23 protein-coding genes and 1 pseudogene are annotated in these 24,259 nt (G+C 64.9%); 5 read left to right on the forward strand and 19 right to left on the reverse strand.

The window, feature by feature from the left end; genetic code table 11:
* Window positions 1-117 precede the first annotated feature (117 nt).
* On the reverse strand, window positions 118-1,044 hold the full coding sequence (gene argF, locus JQ507_29855; protein QRI69040.1) for an ornithine carbamoyltransferase: 927 nt from the start codon (window positions 1,042-1,044) through the stop codon (window positions 118-120).
* Window positions 1,044-2,249: an aspartate aminotransferase family protein gene (locus JQ507_29860; GenBank protein QRI69041.1), complete on the reverse strand. Its 1,206-nt coding sequence runs from the start codon at window positions 2,247-2,249 to the stop codon at window positions 1,044-1,046. The genes argF and JQ507_29860 overlap by 1 nt, the downstream gene beginning before the upstream one ends.
* A 496-nt stretch (window positions 2,250-2,745) precedes the next feature.
* Here JQ507_29860 and JQ507_29865 point away from each other — a divergent pair, with 496 nt between their 5' ends.
* Window positions 2,746-3,258 (forward strand): GcrA family cell cycle regulator, encoded by a 513-nt coding sequence (locus JQ507_29865; GenBank protein QRI69042.1) that lies wholly within the window; start codon window positions 2,746-2,748, stop codon window positions 3,256-3,258.
* A 128-nt stretch (window positions 3,259-3,386) separates the two neighbouring features.
* On the opposite strand, the gene phoB is transcribed toward JQ507_29865, so the two are convergent.
* The 13 genes from phoB to JQ507_29930 form a co-directional block, all read right to left on the reverse strand.
* On the reverse strand, window positions 3,387-4,097 hold the full coding sequence (gene phoB, locus JQ507_29870) for a phosphate regulon transcriptional regulator PhoB (GenBank protein ID QRI69043.1): 711 nt from the start codon (window positions 4,095-4,097) through the stop codon (window positions 3,387-3,389).
* Between the two features lie 60 nt (window positions 4,098-4,157).
* A complete protein-coding gene (phoU, locus tag JQ507_29875) occupies window positions 4,158-4,877 on the reverse strand; it encodes a phosphate signaling complex protein PhoU (protein ID QRI69044.1) in 720 nt (239 codons plus the stop codon).
* Between the two features lie 103 nt (window positions 4,878-4,980).
* The gene (gene pstB / locus JQ507_29880; GenBank protein QRI69045.1) at window positions 4,981-5,799 is read right to left on the reverse strand and encodes a phosphate ABC transporter ATP-binding protein PstB; all 819 of its coding nucleotides are present in this window, start codon (window positions 5,797-5,799) and stop codon (window positions 4,981-4,983) included.
* On the reverse strand, window positions 5,796-6,641 hold the full coding sequence (gene pstA, locus JQ507_29885; GenBank protein ID QRI69046.1) for a phosphate ABC transporter permease PstA: 846 nt from the start codon (window positions 6,639-6,641) through the stop codon (window positions 5,796-5,798). The genes pstB and pstA overlap by 4 nt, the downstream gene beginning before the upstream one ends.
* A gap of 4 nt (window positions 6,642-6,645) precedes the next feature.
* Window positions 6,646-7,635, reverse strand: a complete 990-nt coding sequence (gene pstC / locus JQ507_29890; protein QRI69047.1) for a phosphate ABC transporter permease subunit PstC — start codon at window positions 7,633-7,635, stop codon at window positions 6,646-6,648.
* 226 nt (window positions 7,636-7,861) lie between these two features.
* Window positions 7,862-8,872, reverse strand: coding sequence for a phosphate ABC transporter substrate-binding protein PstS (pstS, locus tag JQ507_29895; GenBank protein QRI69048.1), 1,011 nt, complete (start codon window positions 8,870-8,872; stop codon window positions 7,862-7,864).
* Between the two features lie 136 nt (window positions 8,873-9,008).
* Window positions 9,009-10,322: a two-component sensor histidine kinase gene (locus tag JQ507_29900; GenBank protein ID QRI69049.1), complete on the reverse strand. Its 1,314-nt coding sequence runs from the start codon at window positions 10,320-10,322 to the stop codon at window positions 9,009-9,011.
* 84 nt (window positions 10,323-10,406) lie between these two features.
* Complete coding sequence (locus JQ507_29905) at window positions 10,407-11,438, reverse strand: UPF0104 family protein (GenBank protein QRI73576.1); 1,032 nt, start codon at window positions 11,436-11,438, stop codon at window positions 10,407-10,409.
* 374 nt (window positions 11,439-11,812) lie between these two features.
* Entirely contained in the window at window positions 11,813-12,040 is a 228-nt protein-coding gene (locus JQ507_29910; GenBank protein ID QRI69050.1) for an Rdx family protein, read from the reverse strand.
* 19 nt (window positions 12,041-12,059) lie between these two features.
* Window positions 12,060-12,971: a haloalkane dehalogenase gene (locus tag JQ507_29915; GenBank protein QRI69051.1), complete on the reverse strand. Its 912-nt coding sequence runs from the start codon at window positions 12,969-12,971 to the stop codon at window positions 12,060-12,062.
* On the reverse strand, window positions 12,968-13,558 hold the full coding sequence (locus JQ507_29920) for a TetR family transcriptional regulator C-terminal domain-containing protein (GenBank protein ID QRI69052.1): 591 nt from the start codon (window positions 13,556-13,558) through the stop codon (window positions 12,968-12,970). Before JQ507_29920 ends, JQ507_29915 begins: the two co-directional genes overlap by 4 nt.
* Before the next feature lie 108 nt (window positions 13,559-13,666).
* Window positions 13,667-13,963: a hypothetical protein gene (locus tag JQ507_29925; GenBank protein ID QRI69053.1), complete on the reverse strand. Its 297-nt coding sequence runs from the start codon at window positions 13,961-13,963 to the stop codon at window positions 13,667-13,669.
* Window positions 13,964-13,965: 2 nt separating this feature from the next.
* Window positions 13,966-15,360 (reverse strand): OmpA family protein, encoded by a 1,395-nt coding sequence (locus tag JQ507_29930; GenBank protein ID QRI69054.1) that lies wholly within the window; start codon window positions 15,358-15,360, stop codon window positions 13,966-13,968.
* A 169-nt stretch (window positions 15,361-15,529) separates the two neighbouring features.
* On the opposite strand from JQ507_29930, the gene JQ507_29935 reads away from it, so the two are divergent.
* From JQ507_29935 to JQ507_29950, 4 genes are all read left to right on the forward strand, one after another.
* Entirely contained in the window at window positions 15,530-16,588 is a 1,059-nt protein-coding gene (locus JQ507_29935) for a polysaccharide deacetylase family protein (protein ID QRI69055.1), read from the forward strand.
* Window positions 16,589-16,681: 93 nt separating this feature from the next.
* Complete coding sequence (locus JQ507_29940; GenBank protein ID QRI69056.1) at window positions 16,682-17,482, forward strand: SDR family oxidoreductase; 801 nt, start codon at window positions 16,682-16,684, stop codon at window positions 17,480-17,482.
* A 228-nt stretch (window positions 17,483-17,710) separates the two neighbouring features.
* Window positions 17,711-18,019 (forward strand): type II toxin-antitoxin system RelB/DinJ family antitoxin, encoded by a 309-nt coding sequence (locus JQ507_29945; GenBank protein ID QRI69057.1) that lies wholly within the window; start codon window positions 17,711-17,713, stop codon window positions 18,017-18,019.
* Window positions 18,016-18,312 carry a type II toxin-antitoxin system mRNA interferase toxin, RelE/StbE family gene (locus JQ507_29950; GenBank protein ID QRI69058.1) on the forward strand — a complete coding sequence of 99 codons (297 nt, stop codon included), beginning with the start codon at window positions 18,016-18,018 and terminating at the stop codon, window positions 18,310-18,312. The genes JQ507_29945 and JQ507_29950 overlap by 4 nt, the downstream gene beginning before the upstream one ends.
* Window positions 18,313-18,414: 102 nt before the next feature.
* Here JQ507_29950 and boxB read toward each other — a convergent pair whose 3' ends face one another.
* From boxB to JQ507_29970, 4 genes and pseudogenes are all read right to left on the reverse strand, one after another.
* Window positions 18,415-19,866 carry a benzoyl-CoA 2,3-epoxidase subunit BoxB gene (gene boxB, locus JQ507_29955; protein ID QRI69059.1) on the reverse strand — a complete coding sequence of 484 codons (1,452 nt, stop codon included), beginning with the start codon at window positions 19,864-19,866 and terminating at the stop codon, window positions 18,415-18,417.
* A gap of 12 nt (window positions 19,867-19,878) precedes the next feature.
* Window positions 19,879-21,544 (reverse strand): annotated as a pseudogene (locus JQ507_29960) (benzoyl-CoA-dihydrodiol lyase).
* A 162-nt stretch (window positions 21,545-21,706) separates the two neighbouring features.
* Complete coding sequence (locus JQ507_29965; GenBank protein ID QRI69060.1) at window positions 21,707-22,516, reverse strand: alpha/beta hydrolase; 810 nt, start codon at window positions 22,514-22,516, stop codon at window positions 21,707-21,709.
* 150 nt (window positions 22,517-22,666) lie between these two features.
* A complete protein-coding gene (locus JQ507_29970; GenBank protein ID QRI69061.1) occupies window positions 22,667-24,199 on the reverse strand; it encodes a benzoate-CoA ligase family protein in 1,533 nt (510 codons plus the stop codon).
* Window positions 24,200-24,259: the final 60 nt, after the last annotated feature.

Raw genomic sequence — 24,259 nt, forward strand, 5'->3', positions numbered from 1 at the left:
GCCGGGACCCAACCACAGAGTTCTGTTACGACACAAGGCGTCTCCCCTTGTGCCCTTTCCACGGGCCGCGGCTTATGGGTCCCGGCTTTCGCCGGGACGACAGCGTTGAAGCGGCGCTTACGCGACTTCGTTAAAGCACCAGGCCAGAATGCCCTTCTGCGCATGCAGGCGGTTTTCCGCCTCGTCGAACACCACGGATTGCGGCCCGTCGATCACCTCGTCGGTGACCTCCTCGCCGCGATGCGCGGGCAGGCAGTGCATGAACAGCGCGTCCGGCTTGGCGAGCGACATCAGCTTGGCATTGACCTGATAGGGCTGCAGCACGTTGTGGCGGCGCTCGCCCTCCTTGTCGCCCATCGACACCCAGGTGTCGGTGACGACGCAATCGGCGCCACGCACGGCGGCTTCCGGGTCGGTGCCGAGCACGATAGGCGCGCCGGTCGCCTTGATCCAGTCGCGCATCGGCTTCTTCGGCGACAGCTCCGGAGGCGTCGCGATATTGAGCTGGAACTTGAACCGCTCGGCGGCGTGCGCCCAGGACGCCAGCACGTTGTTGTCGTCGCCGGTCCACGCCACGGTCTTGCCCGCGATCGAGCCGCGATTTTCCTCATAGGTCATGAGGTCGGCCATCACCTGGCAGGGATGCGAGCGCCGGGTCAGGCCGTTGATGACGGGGACGGTGGCATGCGCGGCGAGTTCGAGCAGCGCGTCGTGGTTGAGGATGCGGATCATGATCGCATCGACATAGCGCGACAGCACGCGCGCGGTGTCGGCGATGGTCTCGCCGCGGCCGAGCTGCATCTCGGCGCCGGTCAGCATGATGGATTCACCGCCGAGCTGGCGCATGCCGACGTCGAACGACACCCTGGTGCGGGTCGACGGGCGCTCGAAGATCATCGCCAGCGTCTTGCCTTCGAGCGGCTTCCTGCCCTTCTCATGCGCCTTCAGCTTCGCCTTCATGGCGGCGCCGGCCGACAGCATGTTGCGCAGCTCGCCGAGCGGCAGCTCGTTGATGTCGAGGAAATGACGGACCGGCTTGCTCATTATCCGGCCTTCCTCGGCTGCGCCGGCGACAATGTCGCGCAGGCGCGCTCGAGCGAGGCGATCGACTGGTCGATCTCGGCTTCGGTCACGATCAAGGGCGCGAGGAACCGCACCACATTGTCGCCGGCGCCGACGGTGAGCAGCTTCTCGTTGCGCAGCGCGGTGATCAGATCGCCGGACGGCACCACGGCCTTGACGCCTATCAGCAAGCCCTCGCCGCGCACCTCCGACAGCACGCCGGGATAGCGGTCCACCACGGAGGCGAGCTTCTGCTTGAGCAACAGCGACATCTTCTGCACGTGCTCGAAGAAGCCGGGCTTGAGCACGACGTCGAGCACGGCATTGGCGGCGGCAACCGCGAGCGGATTGCCGCCGAAGGTCGAGCCATGCGAGCCCGGCGCCATGCCGGCCGCGGCCTGCGCGGTCGCCAGCACCGCGCCGATCGGGAATCCACCGCCGAGCGCCTTGGCCAGCGACATCACATCGGGCGTCACGCCGGTGCGCTTGTAAGCGAACAGCTCGCCGGTGCGGCCCATGCCGGTCTGCACCTCGTCGAAGGCGAGCAACAGGCCGTGCTCGTCGCACAGCGCGCGCAATGCCTTGAAGAACGCCTGCGGCGCGCCGCGCACGCCGCCCTCGCCCTGCACCGGTTCGATCAGGATGCCGGCGGTGTGCGGACCGATCGCCTTCTTCACCGCCTCGATGTCGCCATGCGGCACCTGGTCGAAGCCGTCCATCGGCGGACCGAAGCCCTCGAGATATTTCGCCGAGCCGGTCGCGGCCAGCGTGCCCAGCGTGCGGCCATGGAACGCGCCCTCGAAGGTGATGATGCGGTAGCGCTCGCCATGGCCCTTGGAGAAGTGATGATGGCGGACCAGCTTGATCACGCCCTCCATCGCCTCAGCGCCGGAATTGCAGAAGAATACGAAGTCGGCAAAGCTCTGCTCGCACAGCCGCGCGGCGAGCACCTCGCCGTCGGGGCTCTTGAACAGGTTCGACATGTGCCACAGCTTGGTCGCCTGTTCCTGCAGCGCCTTGACCAGATGCGGATGCGCGTGCCCGAGCGCGTTCACCGCGACGCCCGAGGTGAAATCGAGATAGCGGTCGCCGTTGGTTGCGATCAGCCAGGCGCCCTCACCGCGCTCGAAGCCGAGATCGACCCTGGCGAAGACGGGGAGCAGATGCGACGGGGCGCTGTTGGTCATGGCGTTCACTGCCGGTTTGGGGCCGACAATTGCCGCGCGCATTGACGCCAGCGCAGCAACGGCCAGCTTCGGAAAACAAAACGGCCGCCTTTGCGGGCGGCACGTGGGGTCATTCTATGCTGCGGCCGGTCGGTGTCAATCGCCAGGAGCCGCCCTTTGCCGGCCGTCCTGCAATGCCAAACCAGCGCAATCCGGAGCATTCCGGTGCAGTGGAAAAGCCTCATAGCAATGCTTAACTTTGTGGGAACATGTGGACGCACGACCGCGGACTCTTGCGCCAGAGTCACGCCATATTGTAGCGTTTGGCCTGTCGGGTACGACATCTCGTGCGGCAGTACTGGACCCTCTAAGTAGCCTTCGTGTCTCACGTAAACGTTCGGGCGCAACATCGTGTCCGGCGAGGGCTAAGGGATTCTGGCCGCAGGGATATTTGTCCAGATTTGGCTCGCAGCGCCGCTCCAATGACTGGCCGGCGCCATGCGAAAGGAAGAATGCGATGACGGTATTGACCTGGTCCGACGATCGCGTCGAGCAGCTGAAGAAGCTCTGGGAGTCTGGCCTTTCGGCCAGCCAGATCGCAGCGGAACTTGGCAATGTGACGCGAAACGCCGTGATCGGCAAAGTGCATCGGCTCGGCCTCTCCGGCCGCGCCAAGGCCCCCTCGACCGCCGCGCCGCGGCAGCGCAAGGCCCGTCCCGCCCAGCACATGATGCGGGTGGCGCGCCCGGTTTCGCGCGGCAACACCGCGCTCGCACACGCCTTCGAGGTCGAGATGGAGCCCGATCCGATCTCCTTCGACAACGTGGTGCCGATGAGCCAGCGGCTGTCGCTGCTCGAGCTCAACGAGGCGACCTGCCATTGGCCGGTCGGCGATCCCTCGAGCCCGGAATTCTTCTTCTGCGGCGGCAAGGCGCTCGCCGGCCTGCCCTATTGCGCACATCACTCGCGCGTCGCCTACCAGCCCGCCGCCGATCGCCGCCGGCCATCGGCGAAGCCACAGATCAAGTAAGCACTCGGGAAACGACGGAAGACTTCAAAACAAATCCCCGCGAAAGCGGGGATTTTTTTGTGGTGCGCAGCTCGTCATGGAGCCAACAGGACGACGCCGTGTTGTGGCCTGTGATCGCGACCAAGCCGTTACGGCTGCGGCTCGGCTTTCGCGAAGCGGTCGTCGAGCGCATAGCCGGCGCCGCGCACGGTGCGGATCGGATCCTGCTCGCGGCCCGGATTGAGCAGCTTGCGCAGGCGGCCGATATGCACGTCGACGGTGCGCTCATCGATGTAGATGTCGCGGCCCCAGACGCTGTCGAGCAGCTGCTCGCGGCTGAATACGCGGCCGGGATGCTCGAGGAAGAATTCAAGCAGGCGATATTCGGTCGGCCCGAGATCGATCGGGCGCCCCGAACGCGCCACGCGGCGCTTCTCGCGGTCGAGCTCGATGTCACCATAGGTCAGCACGGTCGCAAGCCGCTCCGGGCTCGCGCGGCGCAACAGGCCCTTCACCCGTGCCAGCAATTCCGGCACCGAGAACGGCTTGACGATGTAATCGTCGGCGCCGGTGGCCAGCCCGCGCACCCGCTCGCTCTCCTCGCCGCGCGCGGTCAGCATGATGATCGGAAGCTGCTTGGTCTCGGGCCGCGCCCGCAACCGTCGGCACAGCTCGATGCCGGACAGGCCCGGCAGCATCCAGTCCAGCACCACGAGGTCGGGAACGCGCTCCTTCAGCCGGGTGTCGGCATCGTCGCCGCGCCCCACCGTTTCGACATCGTAGCCTTCGGCATCGAGGTTGTAGCGCAACAGTGTCGTCAGCGCTTCCTCGTCTTCGACTACCAGAATGCGTGCGCTCATCGGTCTAAGTTCTTTCTCTGTGGTGATCCGTTGCCCTGACGCAAACCGAAACGCCGTCGACTACGTGTTACCCGGCACCGTGGTGGCAAAGTTGGTCATGTCGCCCTTCGGGCGCTTGTCGGTGATCTGCTGGCCTTCGATCATGTAGAACACCGTCTCGGCGATATTGGTGGCGTGATCGCCGATCCGCTCGATGTTCTTGGCGCAGAACATCAGATGGATACAGAATGAGATGTTGCGCGGATCCTCCATCATGTAGGTGAGCAGCTCGCGGAACAGCGAGGTGCAGATCGCGTCGACCTCCTCGTCGCCCTTCCAGACGTTCATCGCCGCCGGCAGGTCGTGCGCGGCATAGGCGTCGAGCACAGACTTGACCTGCGACAGCACGAGGTCGGTCATGTGCTCGAGGCCGCGGATCAGCTTCAGCGGCTGGAAGTCGCTTTCCAGCGCCGCGACACGCTTGCCCATGTTCTTGGCAAGGTCGCCGATCCGCTCGAGATCGGTGGCCACGCGCATCGCGCTGACGATCTCGCGCAGGTCGATCGCCATCGGCTGGCGGCGCGCGATCGTCAGCACCGCGCGCTCTTCGATGACGCGCTGCAGATTGTCGATCTCGATGTCGGCGGCGACCACGCGCTTGCCGAGCGCGACGTCGCGGCGGATCAGCGCGTCGACCGACTCGGTGATCATCCGCTCGACGAGGCCGCCCATCTCGGCGACCAGGCGGGTCAACTCCTGCAGGTCGCTGTCGAATGCCTTGGCGGTATGTTCAGAAGCCATCGCTTGTCTCCCTCGATCATGATCCCTTGGGGACCATGATCTCGTGTCCATATTTCAGCATGATCCGATCGGAAAACCGGTTGCCACTTTTCCGGATCATGCTCTAACCGAACCGGCCGGTGATGTAGTCCTGGGTGCGTCGATCACTCGGTGAGGTGAAGATCTTGTTGGTGTCGTCAAACTCGATCAGTTCGCCGAGATACATGAAGGCGGTCTTGTCGGAGACGCGCGCCGCCTGCTGCATGTTGTGGGTCACGATCGCGATCGTGTAGTCCTCGGAGAGCTCCTGGATCAGCTCCTCGACCTTGGCGGTCGAGATCGGATCGAGCGCCGAGCAGGGCTCGTCGAACAGGATCACTTCGGGGCGCACCGCGACGGTGCGCGCGATGCACAACCGCTGCTGCTGGCCGCCGGAGAGCGACAGGCCGGAGGCGTTCAGCTTGTCCTTGACCTCGTTCCACAGCGCACCGCCGCGCAGCGCCTTCTCGACCCGATCGTCCATCTCGGACTTCGAGATCTTCTCATAGAGGCGAATGCCGAAGGCGATGTTCTCGTAGATCGTCATCGGGAACGGCGTCGGCTTCTGGAACACCATGCCGACCCGCGCACGCAGCAGATTGAGGTCGAGCTTGGGATCGAGAATGTTGGTCTGGTCCAGCATCAACTGGCCGACCGCGCGCTGGCCCGGATACAGGTCATACATCCGGTTGAAGATGCGCAGCAGGGTCGACTTGCCGCAGCCCGACGGGCCGATGAACGCCGTGACGCGGTTGGTGCCGAGCGTCAGGTTGATGTTCTTCAGCGCGTGGTGCTCGCCGTAATAGAAGTTGAGGTTGCGCACCGTGACTTTCGGCGGCGCTTCCGGAAGCGGAACCTGGGGAACGTGGCCCGCGGCGGTCGTGGAGACGGAAAGCTCGGTCATTTTGCGGCCCTTTCGGCACCAAGGATACGCGCGCCGATATTCAGCGCGAGCACGGTGAATGTGATCAGCAGTGCACCGCTCCACGCCAGCTCTTTCCAGTAGGCGTAGGGGCTCTGCACGAAGTTGTTGATGGTCACCGGCAGGTTGGCCATCGTCTTGGTCAGATCCAGACTGAAGAACTGGTTCGACAGCGCGGTGAACAGCAGCGGCGCGGTTTCGCCGGCGACGCGTGCGGTCGCCAGCAGCACGCCGGTGATCAGACCCGACCGGGCCGCACGGTAAGCGATCCGCTTGATCACCAGCGAACGCGGCAGGCCGAGCGCGGAGGCCGCCTCGCGCAGCGGATTGGGCACCAGCAGCAGCATGTCCTCGGTGGTGCGCAGCACGACCGGGATCACGATCACGGCGAGCGCCAGCGCGCCTGCGATCGCCGAGAAGCCGCGCATCGGCACCACGACCGCGCCATAGATGAACAGGCCGATGATGATCGAGGGCGCACTGAGCAGGATGTCGTTGATGAAGCGGATCACCGAGGTCAGCTTGTCGTGCTTGCCGTACTCGGCGAGGTAGGTGCCGGCGAACAGGCCGAGCGGCGCGCCGATCCCGACGCCGATCACGGTCATGATCACCGAACCGACGATGGCGTTGAGCAGACCGCCATCGGTCGAGCCCGGCGGCGGCGTGTTCTGGGTGAATAGCTGCACGCTGAGGCCAGCAAGGCCGTTGTAGACCAGCGTGATCAGGATCAGCGCCAGCCAGGTGACGCCGAACAGCGCCGCGCCGACGCAAAGTGCACGGATGACGATGTCGCTGCGGCGGCGGGATTTGTAGATCGGGTTCATGGCGCTACTTCCCCGCTTTCGTTTCAAGCCGCATCAGCATCAGCCGCGCACCGGCGAGCACGAAGAAGGTCAGCACGAACAGCAAGAGGCCGAGCAGGATCAGGCCGGACTGGTGCAGGCCGTCGCTCTCGGCGAATTCGCTAGCGATCGCCGCCGAGATCGTGGTGCCCGGCGCGAAGATCGACGACGAGATGCGGAACGAGTTGCCGATGATGAAGGTCACCGCCATGGTCTCGCCGAGGGCGCGGCCGAGCGCCAGCATGATGCCGCCGATCACGCCGACGCGGGTGTAGGGGATCACTACGCTGCGGACGACTTCCCAGGTGGTGCAGCCCATGCCGTAGGCGGCTTCCTTCAGCACCGGCGGCACGGTCTTGAACACGTCAACCGAGATCGCGGTGATGAAGGGCAGCACCATGATGGCGAGGATCAGCGCCGCATTGAACAGGCTGAGATAGGACGGCGGGCCGGCGAACACCGCGCCGAGCACCGGGACGCCCTCGAACAGCCTGATCATGAACGGCTGGAACGTGTTGGCCAGGAACGGGCCCAGCACGAAGAAGCCCCACATGCCGTAGATGATCGAGGGGATGCCGGCGAGCAGCTCGATCGCGATGCCGATCGGGCGGCGCAGCATCTGCGGGCACAGTTCGGTGAGGAACACGGCGATGCCGATGCCGACGGGGATCGCGATCAGCATCGCAATCACCGAGGTGATCAGCGTGCCGTAGATCGGGCCGAGCGCGCCGAGCACCGGCGGATCAGCCGAGGGCGCCCAGCGCTGGGTCCAGAGGAAGGCAAAGCCGTATTCCTTCATCGCCGGCCAGGCGCCGACGATCAGCGACAGGATAATGCCGCCGAGGATCAACAGGACCGAGATCGCCGAGATGCGGGTGATCCAATAAAAGGTGAGATCACCGAGCTTGAAGGCACTGAGGGCCTTGGCGCGATCGTAAGGTCCCGCGGCTTCCATCACATCGCTCTGAACAGCCATGTCTGCCACGCCAATCCCCTCGTTTTTATTTGAAACTTGCACAAACCGCCACGCCCCCGAAGCGATCTTCACTGACGCATAAGGCCGGGCGTCGTTCCGGCTGCGCCAGGGGCGCGAACCCCGGGACCCGCCCGCGCTTGTTGCCGCGATGATGGAGCCCGGGTCTTAATCGCTTGGCCTGCGCCGCCCTCGAGGGACGGCACAGGCCCTGTTCGAAACGTCGGACTTAGCTCTTGATCTCCGAGGACCAGGTCTTCTCGATCAGCTTGACGACCGAGTCCGGCATCGGGATGTAGTCGAGCTCTTCGGCCGCCTTGCCGCCCTTCTCGAAGGCGTACTTGAAGAACTTGAGCGCTTCCTGCGAGGCCGCCTTGTCGGTCGATTCCTTGTGCATCAGGATGAAGGTCGCCGCGGTGATCGGCCAGGAGGCGTCGCCCGGCTGGTCGGTCAGGATCACGTAGTAGCCGGGGGCCTTCGACCAGTCGGCATTCGACGCAGCAGCCTGGAAGGCGGCGACGGTCGGCTGCACGGTCTTGCCGGCCTTGTTGACCAGCGCCGTGTAGGTCAGCTTGTTCTGCTTGGCATAGGCGTATTCGACATAGCCGATCGCGTTCTTGGTCTGGCTGATGTTGCCGGCAACGCCTTCGTTGCCCTTGGCGCCGACGCCGACCGGCCACTCGACCGCGGTGCCGGAGCCGACCTTGGACTTCCAGTCGGCGTTCGACTTGGAGAGGTAGTCGGTGAAGTTGAAGGTGGTGCCCGAACCGTCCGAACGGCGCACGACGGTGATCGCGTCACCCGGCAGGGTCAGCTTCGGATTGAGCTTGGCGATCGCCGCGTCATTCCACTTGGTGATCTTGCCGAGATAGATGTCGCCGAGCACTTCGCCGGACAGCACGAGATCGCCCGGCTTGATGCCCTCGACGTTCACGACCGGAACGATCGCACCCATCACCATCGGCCACTGGACGAGGCCGTCCTTCTCGAGCTGCTCGGCCTTGAGCGGCGCGTCGGTGGCGCCGAAGGTCACGGTCTTGGCCTGGATCTGCTTGATGCCGGCGCCGGAACCGATCGACTGATAGTTCAGGCCATTGCCGGTGTCCTTCTTGTAGGCATCAGCCCACTTCGAATAGATCGGGAACGGAAACGTCGCGCCCGCGCCGGTAATATCGGCAGCGAAGGCCGACGTCGAAGCGGCCACCATGCCGGCAGCGACGATTGCTTTGATGAAATTCATGGGGTGGTCTCCATCTTGTGAGCGAAGCGCCGAATGCGCCCGATCGCGCTCACGCCGGTCCATCTAGGAGCGGTCGGTGCCGCTTTTACGAAGGTTGGATGACACTTGGATGACAGAGCTAAGCAACTGAAAATGCTTAGCTTTGAGTCGGTAGCGGGGTCTTCGGCCGGGGAAAACAGGCAGTAAAAGTCGCGCCATTGTTCGGCACGCTCTCGATCAGAAGACGCCCGCGATGACGGTTAAGAATATGTTTCACCAGCGATAATCCGAGGCCCGTTCCGCCCTGGTTGCGGCTGTCGCCGACGTCCACCCGGTAGAAGCGCTCGGTCAGCCGCGGCAGGTGCTCGGGCGCGATGCCGGGGCCGAAATCCCGTACCATGACACGGATTTCGGGGCTTCCCTCGCCCGATCCGCCCGGAACGGTCTGATTGAGCGACACTATGACGCGGCCGCCCGAGGCGCCGTATTTGAGGGCATTCTCGATCAGGTTCTCGAACAGGCGGAGCAGTTCCTCGCGGTCGCCGGCGATTCTGACCGGGGCTTGCGGCAGGTCGACCTCGATCTCGACCTGGCGCTCGCTGGCCAGCATCTCGAGCCCGTCAGCCACCTCGCGGATGATAGGCACGATGTCGATCGAGGCCTCGGGCCGCACATGGGCCGACAGTTCGACCCGCGACAGCGACAGGAGGTCGTCGATCAGCCGCGCCATGCGGGTGGCCTGGGTGTGCATGATGCCGAGGAAGCGTTCGCGGGCCCGCGCGTCCTCGCGCGCCGGCCCCTGCAGCGTGTCGATGAAGCCGGACAGGGCGGCGAGCGGGGTGCGCAGCTCGTGGCTGGCATTGGCGACGAAGTCGGCGCGCATCTCCTCGACCCGGCGCAGCGGCGTCAGGTCGTGGAATGTCATCAGCATGCATTTCTCGGTGCCGCCGAACTGGGTCGGCACCGGCACCGGCGTGATCACCAATTCCATCCAGCGATCGACCGGAACGTGGTCCGAGTAAGTGGCGCGGCGCGGCTCGGTGGTCGCGATCGCCTCGCGCAGCGCGGTGATGATTTCCGGCGAACGCAGGGCAAATTGCGCCAATTCGTTCCTGCGCAGCGCCGGCGCGAGCTGGGCCGCGGCGGCATTGAGATGGATGACGCGCCCGGCGCGATCGAGCAGCACGGCCGGATCGGGCATGCCGGCGACGACGGCGCTGACCGCGGCAGCCTCGACCGGATTGACGCCGCGGACGTCCTCGCGCGAAGTCCCGGCATCATGCAGCCGCCAAGGCACCAGCGCTGCGGCGGCGATGCAGACGAACACCGCGCAGGCGCGCACCAGCGACAATTCGCCGAGCGCGACCACCACGCTGAGCGCCAGCGCCGCAGCAAGCAGGATCAGCGCGGAATGGCGCAGGCGGTCGGGCCAGGGTGCGAAGATGGATTGCGGCGTATCGTCAATTGCCATCGCGGCGGCTTTCTTCCCGTCGGTTCGTGTCTCGCCCAGGCGCGGTCACATTGACCGTCCCTCGGGAGGCATCGGGCCGCGTCATCAGACCCCGGAATCGCCCCGCTTGCGGACCAGAACCGCCTCGTGGTGCGGCTCGGCGCGGGGACCCGAATCAGTCTGCGGCAGCCGTTTGAGTCGGGCGCCGACGATAACCTCCCGAAACGTCAGCAAGATTACAGATATGACGAACGGCGCAATATAGTAGAGCAGCCGGAACAGCAGCATACCGCCGAGCAGGTCCTCGCGGTCCATCTGCCAGAGGCCGACCAGCATGGCGGCGTCGAACACCCCGAGCCCGCCGGGGGAGTGGCTGGCGAAGCCGAGCAGGGTCGCCGACACGAAGATGACCGCGACCACGACGAAGCCGAGATTGGGCTCGTCCGGCACCAGCACGTACATCGCGAGCGCGCAGAAGCCGAGGTCGACGATGCCGATCGCGATCTGCAGCAGCGTCAGCGGGCCGCCCGGCAGGGTCACCGTCCAGGGGCCGCGACCGACCACCCGCGGCTGGGTCCAGACCCAGACCACATAGGCGACCAGCGCGATAATGATGCCGAACGCCAGCGTGCGGTTGAGCCAGGGCGGCAGCTGGTCGATGTTGGCCGCGGCCTCCGGGTGATAGGCGATGCCGAGCCCGAGCACCGCGGCATTGCCGAGCCAGAAGGTGAGGCCGGCGAGAAAGCAGATCTTGGCGACGTCGATCGCGTTTAGTCCCCAGGCCGAATAGATCCGGTAGCGCACCGCGCCGCCGGTGAAGACGCTGGCGCCGACATTGTGGCCGATCGAATAGGAGGTGAATGCCGCGAGCGCATTGATGCGATAGGGCACATGGGCGTGGCCGATCGCGCGCACCGCGAACAAGTCGTAGAAGGTCAGCGTGAAATAGCCGGCTGCGACGAATAGTCCCGCCAGCATGATCTGCCGCGGCTCGGTGCTCTTGATGGCCTCGAGCACCTCGTTGGTGTCGATGCCGCGCAGCATGTGGTAGAGGACGTAGCAGGCGATGCCGATGACGGCGATGCTGATGACAACACCCAGCCGATGCAGGAGTTGCTTCTGGCGTAGAAACGCCATCGCCCTGCCTATTGCTTCCAGCATCTAGACCTCGAATTGCGATCCCGCGACGACGGCCCCCGGCGATCTCCGCCGGCGCTTCGCTGTGCCCTGCCCCGTGTAGCGCGTTTTAAGCCGGAGTGGAATTCGTCAAACGACAATAAAACGCGCATCTTCAAGATATTAGGGATGATTCATGACAGCGGGTGCACAAATATGCGCGTTTCTCGCCACCTTCGACAAGGCTTGATGTCGATGTGCGGCAGTTAGCCCGGCGAAAGGTACACAAGACCATCCGGGAAACTACGGAGAGTGACGCGCCGCGCGGCAGCCGATCAACGAAAATCGCCGCCGCAATGATCATTACGACGGCGAGGCGGCAAGTCCGTGCTTCGTTATGCCCGCGCGGTAGTCACTGCGGCGACGATTTCTTCGGCATCGGGGAAATGTCCCTTCACGCGCCTGGCGATCACTTTGCCGTCAAGCTTGACCTCGAAGACGCCGCCCTTGCCGGGCACCAGCTCCGCATCGAGGCCAAGGCGTTCGCGCAGCAGCGTGGCCGCCTCCCTGGCGCGCATCTCGTAGCCGCAGGGACGGCAATAGGTGATCGAGAGATCGGTCATGGCATATCCTCCCGGTCGCTCATGCTGCGGCAAGATGTTGCGCGCTCGCGGCCTCGATGCCGGCGATCCAACCGGCAACCGAGCGACCGATCGCTTCCGGATGATCCTCCTGTAGATAATGCGCGCCGGCGCCGAGCTGGATGACCGCGCAATGCTTCAGCCGCGCCGCGAAATCCGCTGCAAAGGCCGGCGACACCAACGCGCCGGGCGAGCCGGTGAACAACAGCTTCGGATAGGTCGATGCCGCAAGCGCCACGTGCGCCGTGGTCAGCGCCTGATAGACATCATCAGGCTCGCCTGCGATCGGCAGCTCGCGCGGCAGCATCAACGTCGGCCTGCGGCTCTCGCGCGTCGCGAACGGCGCGCGGTAGGCTTCCATCTCCTCGTCGCTGAGCGTGCGCAGGATCGAGCCGGGCAGCACGCGCTCGACGAATGCGTTGTTGTCGAGGACCATCGCCTCGCCGACGCCCGGCGTGCGGAATTTGCGGAACGTCTCCCTGGCGGCCTCGTGCTGGTGGAAGTCGGACCAGTCCCGCATCGGACGGATGAACTCCATGAAAGCGAGGCCGCGCACCAATTGCGGACGGCGCGCCGCAAGGTGGAAGGCGAGCGCGGTGCCCCAATCCTGGGCGACGAGATAGGCCGAGGTGATGCCGAGTTCGTCGATCAGCGCGTCGAGATAGTCAGTCTGGTCGAAGAAGCGGTAGGCGATATCGGGCTTGCCGGACTGGCCGTAGCCGATCAGATCGGGCGCGATGCAGTGCCCGACCGGCGCCACCAGCGGCATGATGTTGCGCCAGATGTAGGACGATGTCGGATTGCCGTGCAGGAACAGCACGTGCGGCGCGTCGCCGCGCCCGGTTTCGCGATAGGCCATCGTGGAGGCGAGCACGGGCCGGTGATGCAGGCTGATCTCGTCGGATAGCGTCATGGCAACTCCTTGAACACGGTTTGGAATGCGATCGTCTTGAAACGTTCGAGCGCGGCCGCGCTGCGTTCGACCTTCATGCGCAGCATGGCGCCCTGCCAGGATGCGAGCAGGAAATCGGCCAGTTCATCGGCATCGAAGTCGGACGCGATCTCGCGCGCGGCCTGGGCTTCCGCGATGCAGGCAGCAAACGGCGCGCGCCATTCCCGAAAGATCTCGTCGAGTTGCTCGCGCAGCATCTCGCTCGAGCCCGACGCCTCGAGGCTGAAATCGCCGATCAGGCAGCCGCGGGTGAAGCCGTCATGGGCAAGCTTGCCGGTGATGAGATCAAGATAGCGCCGCAGCCTGTCGCGCGGCGGCAGCGAGGTGTCGCTGAGGGCTTCCGCGACGAGGCCGCGCACATAGAGGAAGTAGCGGTCGAGCACTTCGGATGCGAACAGCTCCTTGGAGCGGAAATGGTTGGTGAACGAGCCCTGCGGCGCGCCGGCGGCCGCGGTGACGTCGCGCACGCTGGTGCCGTGATAGCCGGTCCGGAACATTTCCTTCAGGCCGGCGTCAAGGATGGCATCGCGGAGAGAGGGCTTTGGCATGGACGCCATTTAATACGTACGTACGTATTGTTGTCAAGCACAAAGATGGATGCGGCGTGCGCCCCGCTTGGCGACACCGCTCAGGCGCGATGGATCAAGGGTTTGGGGTCAGCTCGCGGGCTTGCTGCGCGAGACCACCCAGTCGCGCAACCAGGAGCCGATCGCGCAGCCGACGAGGTAGAGCGCGAACATCATCAGGAAGAGATCGAGCCAATAGCCGAAGCGGCCGGGCACGACCCGCGCGAACGATGCCGCCACCAGCGCGGCGGCGAGCAGCGCGAGCCAGCGCATCCAGAGCTTCGAGACGCCCTGCGCCCGATGCACTACCGCGATCCAGCCCATGCAGAAGCCGAGCAGCGCAGCGCCGAGCAGCCAACCCCAGACGAATGTCGCGAGCACGGTCATCGCTACTTCACCACGAATTCGATGCGGCGGTTCTGCGCCTTGCCATCTTCACTCTCGTTGCCGGCGAGCGGTTGCGTGCTGCCATAGCCGATCGGCGTGAAGCGGTTGGCCGGCAGTCCGGCGCGCACCAGGTAATCCACCACGGCCTGTGCACGGCGTTCCGACAGCGCCTGGTTGGCCGCCTCCTCGCCGTCGCTGTCGGTGTGGCCGGCAACCTCTATCGTCGCGTTGGGGCAGCGCATCGCGGTCTCGATCAGGCGGTCGAGCAGGCCGGCCGAGTCAGGAACGATGTCGGCCTTGCCCGACTCGAAGCGGATCTTTCCCTTCGACAGGGTCTCGGAAAACAGCTGCTGGCACACGGTGGGATCGACCGGCGCCGCCGCCGGCTTGACCGTGACCTCGGCCTTGTACTGCCAGCCCTGCGGAAAATCCTTGCCGAGCCCTTCGCGGATCTGGCCCGCTGCGGCGTCGTAGAGCGCATCGCCCGACAGCTTCACCTCGCGATCCGACACCACGAGCGTTCCGGTCGACAGCCGCGACAGCGCACCGAGTGCGGGCACCACCGCAGCCGCAAACCCTGACGGCGCGCCAATGCTGGCCTTGAGATTGTCGACCACCTTCTCGCTGAAGAACTTGCGGCCGGCGGCGGCGACCAGCGCGGCATGCACGTTGTTGTCGGGCACGTAGCCGGTCAGCGTCAGCGTCACCGCGACCGGATCCTTGTAGGCCTGGAACACATAGGGCGGCGCCTTGATGTCATTGGCCGCGATCGAATAGCCGTCCGGCAGGTTCCTCAGCGCCGCCGCGATCGCTTCGCGTCCGCCGAGCTCGCGCGCCATGCCGGCAAGCGCGACCTTGTTGTCGGTCAGCGTGATCTTGCCTTCCTTCAGCTTGCCGATCTGGTCGAGCAGCAACAGCGCCGCCGGATCGAATCGCTGTGGCGCGCCGCGGGCGAGCGCCATCTGATCGACCACCTCGACACCGCCGAGACCGGCCTTCGCGGCCTCCGTCAGCTTGCTCTTGCTCGACGGCAGCGGCGCATTGCCGCCAAGCGTGACGCGCACCACGTCGCGTTCCGCCGACCACACATAGGGCTTGGCCTCGGGAACAAGGCGGGTCTCGTCGTTGACCAGCCGCACGCCCGGCACGGCTTCGACCGATGCCACCGCGCTGAGGCGGCCGTCTTCGGAGAAGGCATTGGCCGCAAACGTGACGTCGCGGCCATCGACGCTGATGCGGCGCTTGTCGAGGACGGTGTCCTTCAACGCGGCATTCGAGCGCGCGGCAAGATCGGCTTCAACTGTCGCCGTTGAGGTCCAGGCAGCGATACCCCACAGGACGACCAGCGGAATCACCCCCGGCCACCACTTGCTACTCCACTTGAAAAGTCCGTGCATTCAGCGTCCTGCGGGTCGGGAACCAGAGAGAAAACAAACCCTTGGCTGACTGTCAAACCCCAAATCCGGAACCAAGGCGGGGCACCATGTCGGATATCGGGATAACAGTTTCTTCAGTGGTCTTTCGCTAAGTTTGCGGCGGAATGCAAATCGGCCGGCCCGTGCCCTCATGAAACAACTCCGCAACACCGTGATCCGAGCCGGGATGGAGGCGTTGTATTTTTCGGGTGCGCATATCCTGCTGCGGCCGATTTTCGCGGGCGTCGGCGCCATCTTCATGCTGCATCATGTCCGCCCGCGGCGTGCCGACGCGTTCCAGCCCAACCATCATCTCGAGGTCACGCCGGACTTCCTGCGCGCGATGCTGACGCATCTGCGCGCGCTCGACGTCGACGTCGTCAGCATGGATGAGGCGCATCGCCGCCTCACCGAACGGAATTTCGCGCGGCGCTTCGCCTGCTTCACCTGCGACGACGGCTATCGCGACAACCGCGATTTCGCGCTGCCTGTCATGCGCCAGTTCGGCGCGCCGTTCACGGTGTTTGTCGCGAGCGATTTCGCCGAGGGCTGCGGCAAATTGTGGTGGATCGCACTGGAGCGGGTGATCGCGGCGGCATCGGCGATCGAGGTGCCGATCGACGGCGCGATGACCCGGCTCGACACCGCGACGCCGCAGGCCAAGCGGGCCGCGTTCGGCCGCATGCATGACTGGCTGCGCTCGCTGCCGGGCGAGACGGAGATGCAGGACGCGATCTCGGCGCTGTGCGCCCGCCACGGCGTCGACGAGGCGGGCATCGCGCGCGAGCTCTGCATGTCCTGGGACGAGCTGCGCGGCTTTGCCGCCGATCCGCTGGTCACGATCGGCGCCCACACCATCAGCCATTGCAACCTCGCCAAGCAGAGCGAGACCATCGCATCGTTCGAGCTTGCGACCAGCCGGGCGCGGATCGAGGAAGCATTGCAGCGGCAAGTCGCACATCTCGCCTATCCCTATGGCGACCGGATCGCCGCCGGGCCGCGCGAATTCGCGCTCGCCAAATCGATCGGCTTCCGGACCGCGGTGACGACCCGGCCGGGCATGCTGTTTCCCGAAAGCGCCGACCATCTGACCGCCTTGCAGCGGGTCTCGCTGAACGGCAATTACCAGGACGCGCGGCTGTTGCCGGTGCTCACCTCGGGCGCTGCCACCGCGGTATGGAATGGTTTTCGCCGGATCGATGCGGCGTAGAGCCTGCACATGTAGCCCGGCTACAGACGCTCTCCTTCCTTGACTCGATCCCCGGCCGCGCCCAGAACCACTGGCAACGCAATGGAGGAACGCATGTTCAAGGATCTGTTTTCACTGAAGGGCCGCGTCGCGCTGGTGACCGGAGGATCGCGCGGCATCGGCAAGATGATAGCGGCCGGCTTCCTGGCGCAGGGCGCCGCCAGGGTCTACATCACCGCGCGCAAGGCAGGTCCCTGCGAGGCCACCGCCCAGGAGCTCACAGCCGCCTATGACGGCGAATGCATCGCGCTGCCGATCGATATCTCGACGGTCGAAGGCTGCGACAAGCTCGCCGGCGAGATCATCAAGCGCGAGCCGAAGCTCGACATCCTGGTCAACAATGCCGGCGCGGCCTGGGGCGCGGACTTCGACGAATTCCCGGAGAGCGGCTGGGACAAGGTGATGAACCTCAACGTCAAGTCGATCTTCTTCCTGACCAAGGCGCTGGCCAAGCCGCTGCGCGCGGCAGCGACGCACGACAAGCCCGGCAAGGTGATCAACATCGCCTCGATCGACGGCATCTTCGTCAACCCGATGGAGACCTACTCGTATGCCGCGAGCAAAGCCGCGGTGATCCACCTGACGCGCCGGATGGCAACGCGGCTGATCAAGGACAACATCAACGTCACCGCGATCGCGCCGGGCGCCTTCAAGTCGGACATGAACCGCGCCGCGCGCGACCATGCCGACGAGGTCGCGCAGCGCGTCCCGTCGCGGCGGGTCGGCAGCGACGAGGATATGGCGGGCACCGCGATCTATCTCGCCTCCCGCGCCGGCGACTATGTGGTCGGCAACACCATCGCGGTCGATGGCGGCGTGGTCTACGCGACCGCCGGACTGGAGATCGCGGGGTAGCAGCCGCGGCTCTCACAAGCATCAGGCATTCCCGCGCCGGTCAGCGGGACGGTGATAAGGGGCGCCTCGCTGGTAGCGTGGCGCCCTTCTTTGATCATGCGGGGCAATGGACCCGCCGAGAGGCGGGGCCGAATTAGCCGCCGTGCTCAGCTCTGGCCACAGGTTGTGACACCTCTGGCATTTGTCATTCAAATGCATTACATTGACTGCAAACAAGGAGGGGGCGCTATGGCGTCGAATGCCCTGATCCAAACCCGCATTGATGCGGGCGTAAAGGAAAAGGCCACTGCGGTTCTAGAGAACATGGGCCTCACGGTGTCCGACGCCGTGCGGATCCTGCTGACGCGGACGGCCAATGAAGGCATGCTTCCACTGGAACTCGTAAGCAGCAGCCACGCTTACGACGGCTGGTTTCGCGAGAAGGTGCGCCAGGCCCTGGCGGATACCCGGCCCAGCCTCGATGATTCCGAAGTTGAAACGCATTTCGCGCAACGTCGTGCCGCCGCGCTTCGAAAAGCGGCGGAGCGCAAGCGGTGAAACTCGTCTGGTCGCGCTTCGCATTGTCCGATCGCGACGATATTTTCAGTTACATCGAAGCCGAGAACCCACTTGCCGCGGTTCATGTTGACGAGCGGATTGCCGATGCCGCGCGGCGCCTGCTCGACTTTCCTGACAGTGGTCGGTCCGGGCGCGTCGCAGGCACGCGCGAGCTGGTCATCCCGCGCACACCTTATGTCGCGGCGTACCTTGTCGACAGTGAGACTGTTCGCATCTTGCGCGTGCTCCACGGCGCGCAGATGTGGCCCGACGAACTTGCAAATGACGATTGAGGCCGGCTTCATACCGGCATCTGGCCGAAAAAGAAAAGGGGCGAGCCAGGACCTTGTTCGGCTCACCCCTTTCCGCCCCTCCGGGAGGAGAGGAGCTGAAGATCAGCTCTCGATCCTCACATACTCGAAATCGCCCGGCTTGTTGTCGATGCCGACCTTGGGCGCCGAGATCCAGGAGGCGAACTCGCCGGGTTCGGTGACCGGCTTCATCAGCGAGGCGATGAAGTCGCCGTCCGCGGCCGACGGCAGCCAGTCGTTCTTGCGGCTCGCCCAGGTCGCGTCGTCGATCAGGAGGCCATCGGGCGTCGCATGGACGTCCTTGAACTCGCCGATCTGGCGGTGGAAGGCGGTGTTCGGCACCTGGAGCTTGTAGTCGATGCCCGCGGTCGAGATCACCTTGTTCCAGCGCAGCATGCCCTTGACGCAATCCTGCGTGTAATCGTCGCGCAGCCGCATGTTGAGCGCGGTCAGCGCCGGCTCGTCGACCATCTTGATCTGGCCGTCCACCATCTTCATGACCGGATAGGTCGAGTTCTTGAGCTGGTGGTCGTCCTCGATCGTGGTTTCCTTGTAGCGCCCCTTGATGCCGGCATTGAAGGCGTTGGCCGCGTTGGTCGACACTTCGGAGCCGAACAGATCGAGCGACAGCGAATAGTGCAGGTTCAGCTTCTTCTGGATGGTCGGCAGGTCGATGACGCCGAGCGCGCGGATCCTGGCGATGTCGTTCGGATCGGTGATGCCGGCTTCGTTCATCGCATCGCAGGTGCGCTGCACGACCCGGGTGATGCCGGTCTCTCCGACGAACATGTGGTGAGCTTCCTCGGTCAGCATGAAGCGGCAGGTGCGCGACAGCGGATCGAAGCCCGACTGTGCCAGCGAATGCAGCTGCATCTTGCCGTCGCGGTCGGTGAAGTAGGTGAACATAAAGAACGACAGCCAGTCCGGTGTCGCCTCGTTGAAGGCGCCGAGCATGCGCGGTGAATCCGCATCGCCCGAGCGGCGGCGGAGCAAATCATCCGCTTCCTCACGGCCGTCGCGACCGAAATACTTCTGCAGCAGGTAGACCATCGCCCAGAGATGGCGGCCTTCCTCGACATTGACCTGGAACAGATTGCGCATATCGTAGAGCGAGGGCGCGGTCTTGCCGAGATGGCGCTGCTGCTCGACCGAGGCCGGCTCGGTGTCGCCCTGGATCACGATCAGGCGGCGCAGCATCGCGCGATGCTCACCGGGGACTTCCTGCCAGGCCGGCTTGCCGTAATCTTCGCCGAACGGAATGACGCGGTTTTCCTCCTGGGGAGCAAGCAGAATGCCCCAGCGATATTCGGGCATCCGCACGTAGTCGAACTTGGCCCAGCCGCGCGGATCGACCGAATAGGCGGTACGCAGATAGACCAGCGACTCCTGGAAGCCGTCCGGGCCCATGTCCTTCCACCAGTCCATGTAGCCGGGATGCCAGCCTTCCAGCGCCTTCAGCACCTGGCGGTCTTCGGCGAGATTCACATTGTTCGGAATCTTGGTCGAGTAATCGACGTTCATGATGTTCATGTTCATGGCCGTGCTCCCTTAAACTCGCGTCATGTCGAATTGCGCCTTCTGGCCGGTGCCGTAGCGGCGCAGCGCGCCGTCTTCGCCGACTGCGTTGGGCCGCGGTGAGGCGCGAGAAGATCTTCGATTCCATGGTCTCGGGACCGACGAAGCGCAGATTGGCTTCCATGCCGGTGAGGCCGTCGGGCGAGAACGAGGTGCGTTCCTCGAAGAACACGCGGACCTCGTCATCCCAATCGATATCGTCGAGCGCGAAGGTGACGAGGCCGAGCTCCTCGGCCTCCTCGGCGTCGAGCGCCTTGCCGATCGCGGCCTGCGCGCGCTCCAGGTCCATTGGGTCGGCCTGGAAGCGCGATTGCAAGCGCGTCAGGCCGTGGCTCATCGGATAGGGCCCGAAATTCATCGCGGTCAGCTCGATCGCCGGCGGCGGACGGTTGTCGCCCTGCTTCTGGCCGATCAGCATGTAGGAGCGGTCGGCGGCGAACACGAGCTCGGCGAGCGTACCGACGAAGCAGGAGCCGGGCTCTACCAGCGTCACCAGCGTGCGCGAGGTGACGTCGATGCGCTTGAGCACGCGCTTCCAGTAATGCCTGATCTCGTTGACCAGCCAATGCGCCTTGTTGGCCTCCAGGAACGCGTCATGGGACACGACGTTGGCGCGGTCGCCATGGCTCTTGAACACCAGCATCGCGATACCGAGCTCATTGATGCGCAGATGCAGGATCGCGTCGTCGAGCTCGCGGGCGACCTGCAGCGGCCAGAACGCAGCGCCCTGCCCGACCATGCCGTCGATGTCGGCGGGAGCCGCAGCCTCCGGCGCCTTGATCGAGATGGTGGCGATGCGCGCGGCGCGATCGATGTCGACGCTGACGAAGCCGTAGAGGATCGCGCTGTCGTCGATGGTGCGCTCCAACGGCGTCAGCGCTAGGCCCTTGCCCGCTCCGTTGCGCTTCGACTTCGCGGCGAATTCCTTGACGCGCTCGGCGAGCTTGCCCTCGAGCTTGGAGTTCGGCGCGATCTCGTCGACCAGCCGCCATTGCACCGCGCGCTTGCCCTTGATGCCTTCCTCGATGGTGCAGAAGAAATCGGCGTGGTCGCGGCGCACCTTGCGCTTGTCGACGACGCGGGTGAGGCCGCCGGTGCCCGGCAGCACCGCGAGCAGCGGCACTTCCGGCAGCGCGACCGCGGCGGCGCCGTCGTCGGCCATCATGATGTGATCGGTCGCGAGCGCCAGCTCATAGCCGCCGCCGGCTGCGGTGCCGTTGACGACGGTGATGAAGCTCTGGCCGGAATTCTCGCTGGAATCTTCCAGGCCGTTGCGGGTCTCGTTGGTGAACTTGCAGAAGTTGACCTTGTGGGCGTGGGTCGAGCCCGCCAGCATGCGGATGTTGGCACCGGCGCAGAACACGCGGTTCTTGCCCGAGCGCATCACCACGACCTTGACCTCGGGATGCTCGAAGCGCAGTCGCTGCACGGCATCCGCCAGCTCGATGTCGACACCGAGATCGTAGGAATTGAGCTTGAGCTGATAGCCCTCGAACAGGCCGGCGTTCTCGTCGACGTCCATGGTCAGCGTCGCGACGTCGCCCGCGACGTCGAGCTTCCAGTGCCGGTAGCGCGACGGCTCGGTCTGGAAGTCGATGTACTTCGCCCCGCCTGCAAGGACGCGATCGTCACCAGCCATGGGCCACCCTTACCTGTTGTTCGTTGCGATGGTTCGTCTTGCCTTCATGCACAATAATGCATGTTTTTGACCTAGTCCAGTTCAAACCGCAAAAACATGCATTTTGTTTCATGTTTGGGAAAATCACTTGCTGGGCCAATGGCCTAACACCGGCAGGAAATGTCAGGCCGCCAGCGCCGGGTCGTCGCGCAGCGCCGCCTTGGCGAATTCGGTGACCGCGTCCAGCGTCACCGCCGGCGCCTCGCGATGCGGCGAGTGACCGGCACCTGCGATCGCTGTGACATCGACCGGGCAGTAGCACTCGGCCTCGGCGATCTCGACCTGGCGCATCGTGCCGTATTGATCGTCCGCACCCTGCACGATCAGCACGGGCACGCGGATATAGGCGAGATAGTCGGAGATATCCCAATCGCGGAATGCCGGATCGAGCCAGGCGCCGTTCCAGCCGTAGAAGGCGTTGTCGACATCCTTGTGCCAGCGCGCCAGCTTCTCCTTCAGATTGGTGGTCTCGTATGCGGTCTTGATCTCGGCGATCGACTTGACCGAGATGTCCTCGACGATGAAGTGCGGCGCGAGCAGCGCGAGGCCTTGCAGGCGATGATCCTGGTGCGCGCCGGCATAGATCGCCGCGATCGACGCACCGTCGGAATGTCCGAGCAGCAGGCCACGTTGGAAGCCGATCCGATTCAGCAGCTGCGGCAGCACGTCGAGCGCCTCGCGATGCATGTAGTCGACCGGGCGCGGCAGCTTCGCCGGCGACGACGCGCCATAACCCGCGCGCGAATAGGCGAACACGCCGGCGCCGGTCGCAGCTCGCAGCTTCTCGGGGAAGTCGCCCCACAGGCCGACGCAGCCGAGGCCTTCATGCAGCATCACGATGGTCGGCGCTGACTCGGGTGACGGACCGATCATGCGGTATTCGAGATCGGCGCCGTCGATGGTGAGGAAGCCTGATGGATTCAAGTTTGTCATGATGGGGCCTTCCTCAATCGTCGTCCCGGCGAAGGCCGGGACCCATAACCACAGGCTTCAGTTGTTGCGCAAAAGCCGTCGAACTGCATCTCTCAAAACAATCGCCGCGGCGTATGGGTCCCGGCCGTCGCCGGGATGACATGTGGAGAGTTATTGCGCACCGTCGCGCAACTTGAACCGCTGGATCTTCCCCGTCGCGGTCTTCGGCAGGTTGTCGACCACGTCGATCCAGCGCGGATATTTCCACGGGCCGATCTTCTGCTTGACGTGCTCCTTCAGCGCCTCGTGCAAGCCTTCGGCCGAGCTCTCGGGCCGCAGCACCACATAGGCCTTCGGCTTGAGCAGACCTTCCGGATCGGCTTCCGGCACGACGGCGGCTTCCAGCACCGCGGGATGGGTGATCAGCGCGCTCTCGACCTCGAACGGCGAGACCCAGATGCCTGACACCTTGAACATGTCGTCGGCGCGGCCGCAGAAAGTGTAACGGCCATCGGCATCACGCGTGTATTTGTCGCCGGTGCGGGTCCACGCGCCCTCGAAAGTGGCGCGGCTCTTGGCGCGTTGGTTCCAGTAGCTCTCGCCGGCCGAGGGCGCATCGACCAGCAATTCGCCGACCTCGCCATCGGCGACGTCGGCGCCGGCCTCGTTGACCAGCCGCACCTTGTAGCCGGGCACCGGACGGCCGGACGAGCCGTATTTGATGTCGCCGGGCGCGTTCGACAGGAAGATGTGCAGCAGCTCGGTCGAGCCGACGCCGTCGAGGATGTCGACGCCGAACCGCGCGCGCCAGGCATTGCCGACCGATTCCGGCAGCGCCTCGCCGGCCGAGGTGCAGACGCGCAGGCGATCGCCGCCGCTTTGCGTCTTGGTCGCCTCGTCGTTCAGCATCGCCGCGAACAAGGTCGGCACGCCGAAGAAGATGCTGGGGTGATATTTGTTCATCAGCGCGAACATCACAGCCGGTGTCGGCCGCTCCGAATTCAACACGGTGGTGGCGCCGACCGACATCGGGAAGGTCAGCGCATTGCCGAGCCCATAGGCGAAGAACAGCTTTGCCGCCGACAGGCCGACATCGTCCTCGCGGATGCCGAGCACCTGCTTTGCGTAGGTTTCCGCGGTCGCGGCGAGATTGGAATGCAGATGGCGCACGCCCTTCGGCATGCCGGTCGAGCCCGACGAATAGAGCCAGAACGCCGGCTCGTCGGCGTGGGTCGGTGCGGTCGCGAACACGTCGCTCTCGCGCGCGATCTCGTCGGAGAGCTTGGCGTGGCCGTGCGCGTCCTTGCCGGAGACCACGACATGCGCGAGGTCGGGCATGCGCGCGACGATGTCCTTCACGACCGGTAGCAGCGCCTCCGACACGAACAGCACGCGCGCGCGGCAGTCGCCGAGGATGTAGGCGTATTGCTCCGCGGTCAGCAGCGTGTTGAGCGGCACCGGCACCACGCCGGCGCGGATCGCGCCCAGGAACACGATCGGGAAATCGACCGTGTCCAGCATGATCATGGCGACCCGCTCTTCGCGGCGGACGCCGAGCCGGCGCAGCATGTTGCCGACCCGCCGGGTCTGCTGCTGCAACTGGCCGTAGGTGATTTGCGAGGCCGTGTCGTCGAACACGACCTTGTCGCCGCGACCCTCATCGACGTTGCGGTCGAGCAGCCAGGAGACTGCGTTATAAGTCATGCCCCGCTCCCCGGACCTTGCTTGGGACCCAGACGCGCCACGCTTCCCTCTCCTGTGAAT

The organism is Bradyrhizobium sp. PSBB068 (genome assembly GCA_016839165.1).
Taxonomy (GTDB): Bacteria; Pseudomonadota; Alphaproteobacteria; order Rhizobiales; family Xanthobacteraceae; genus Bradyrhizobium.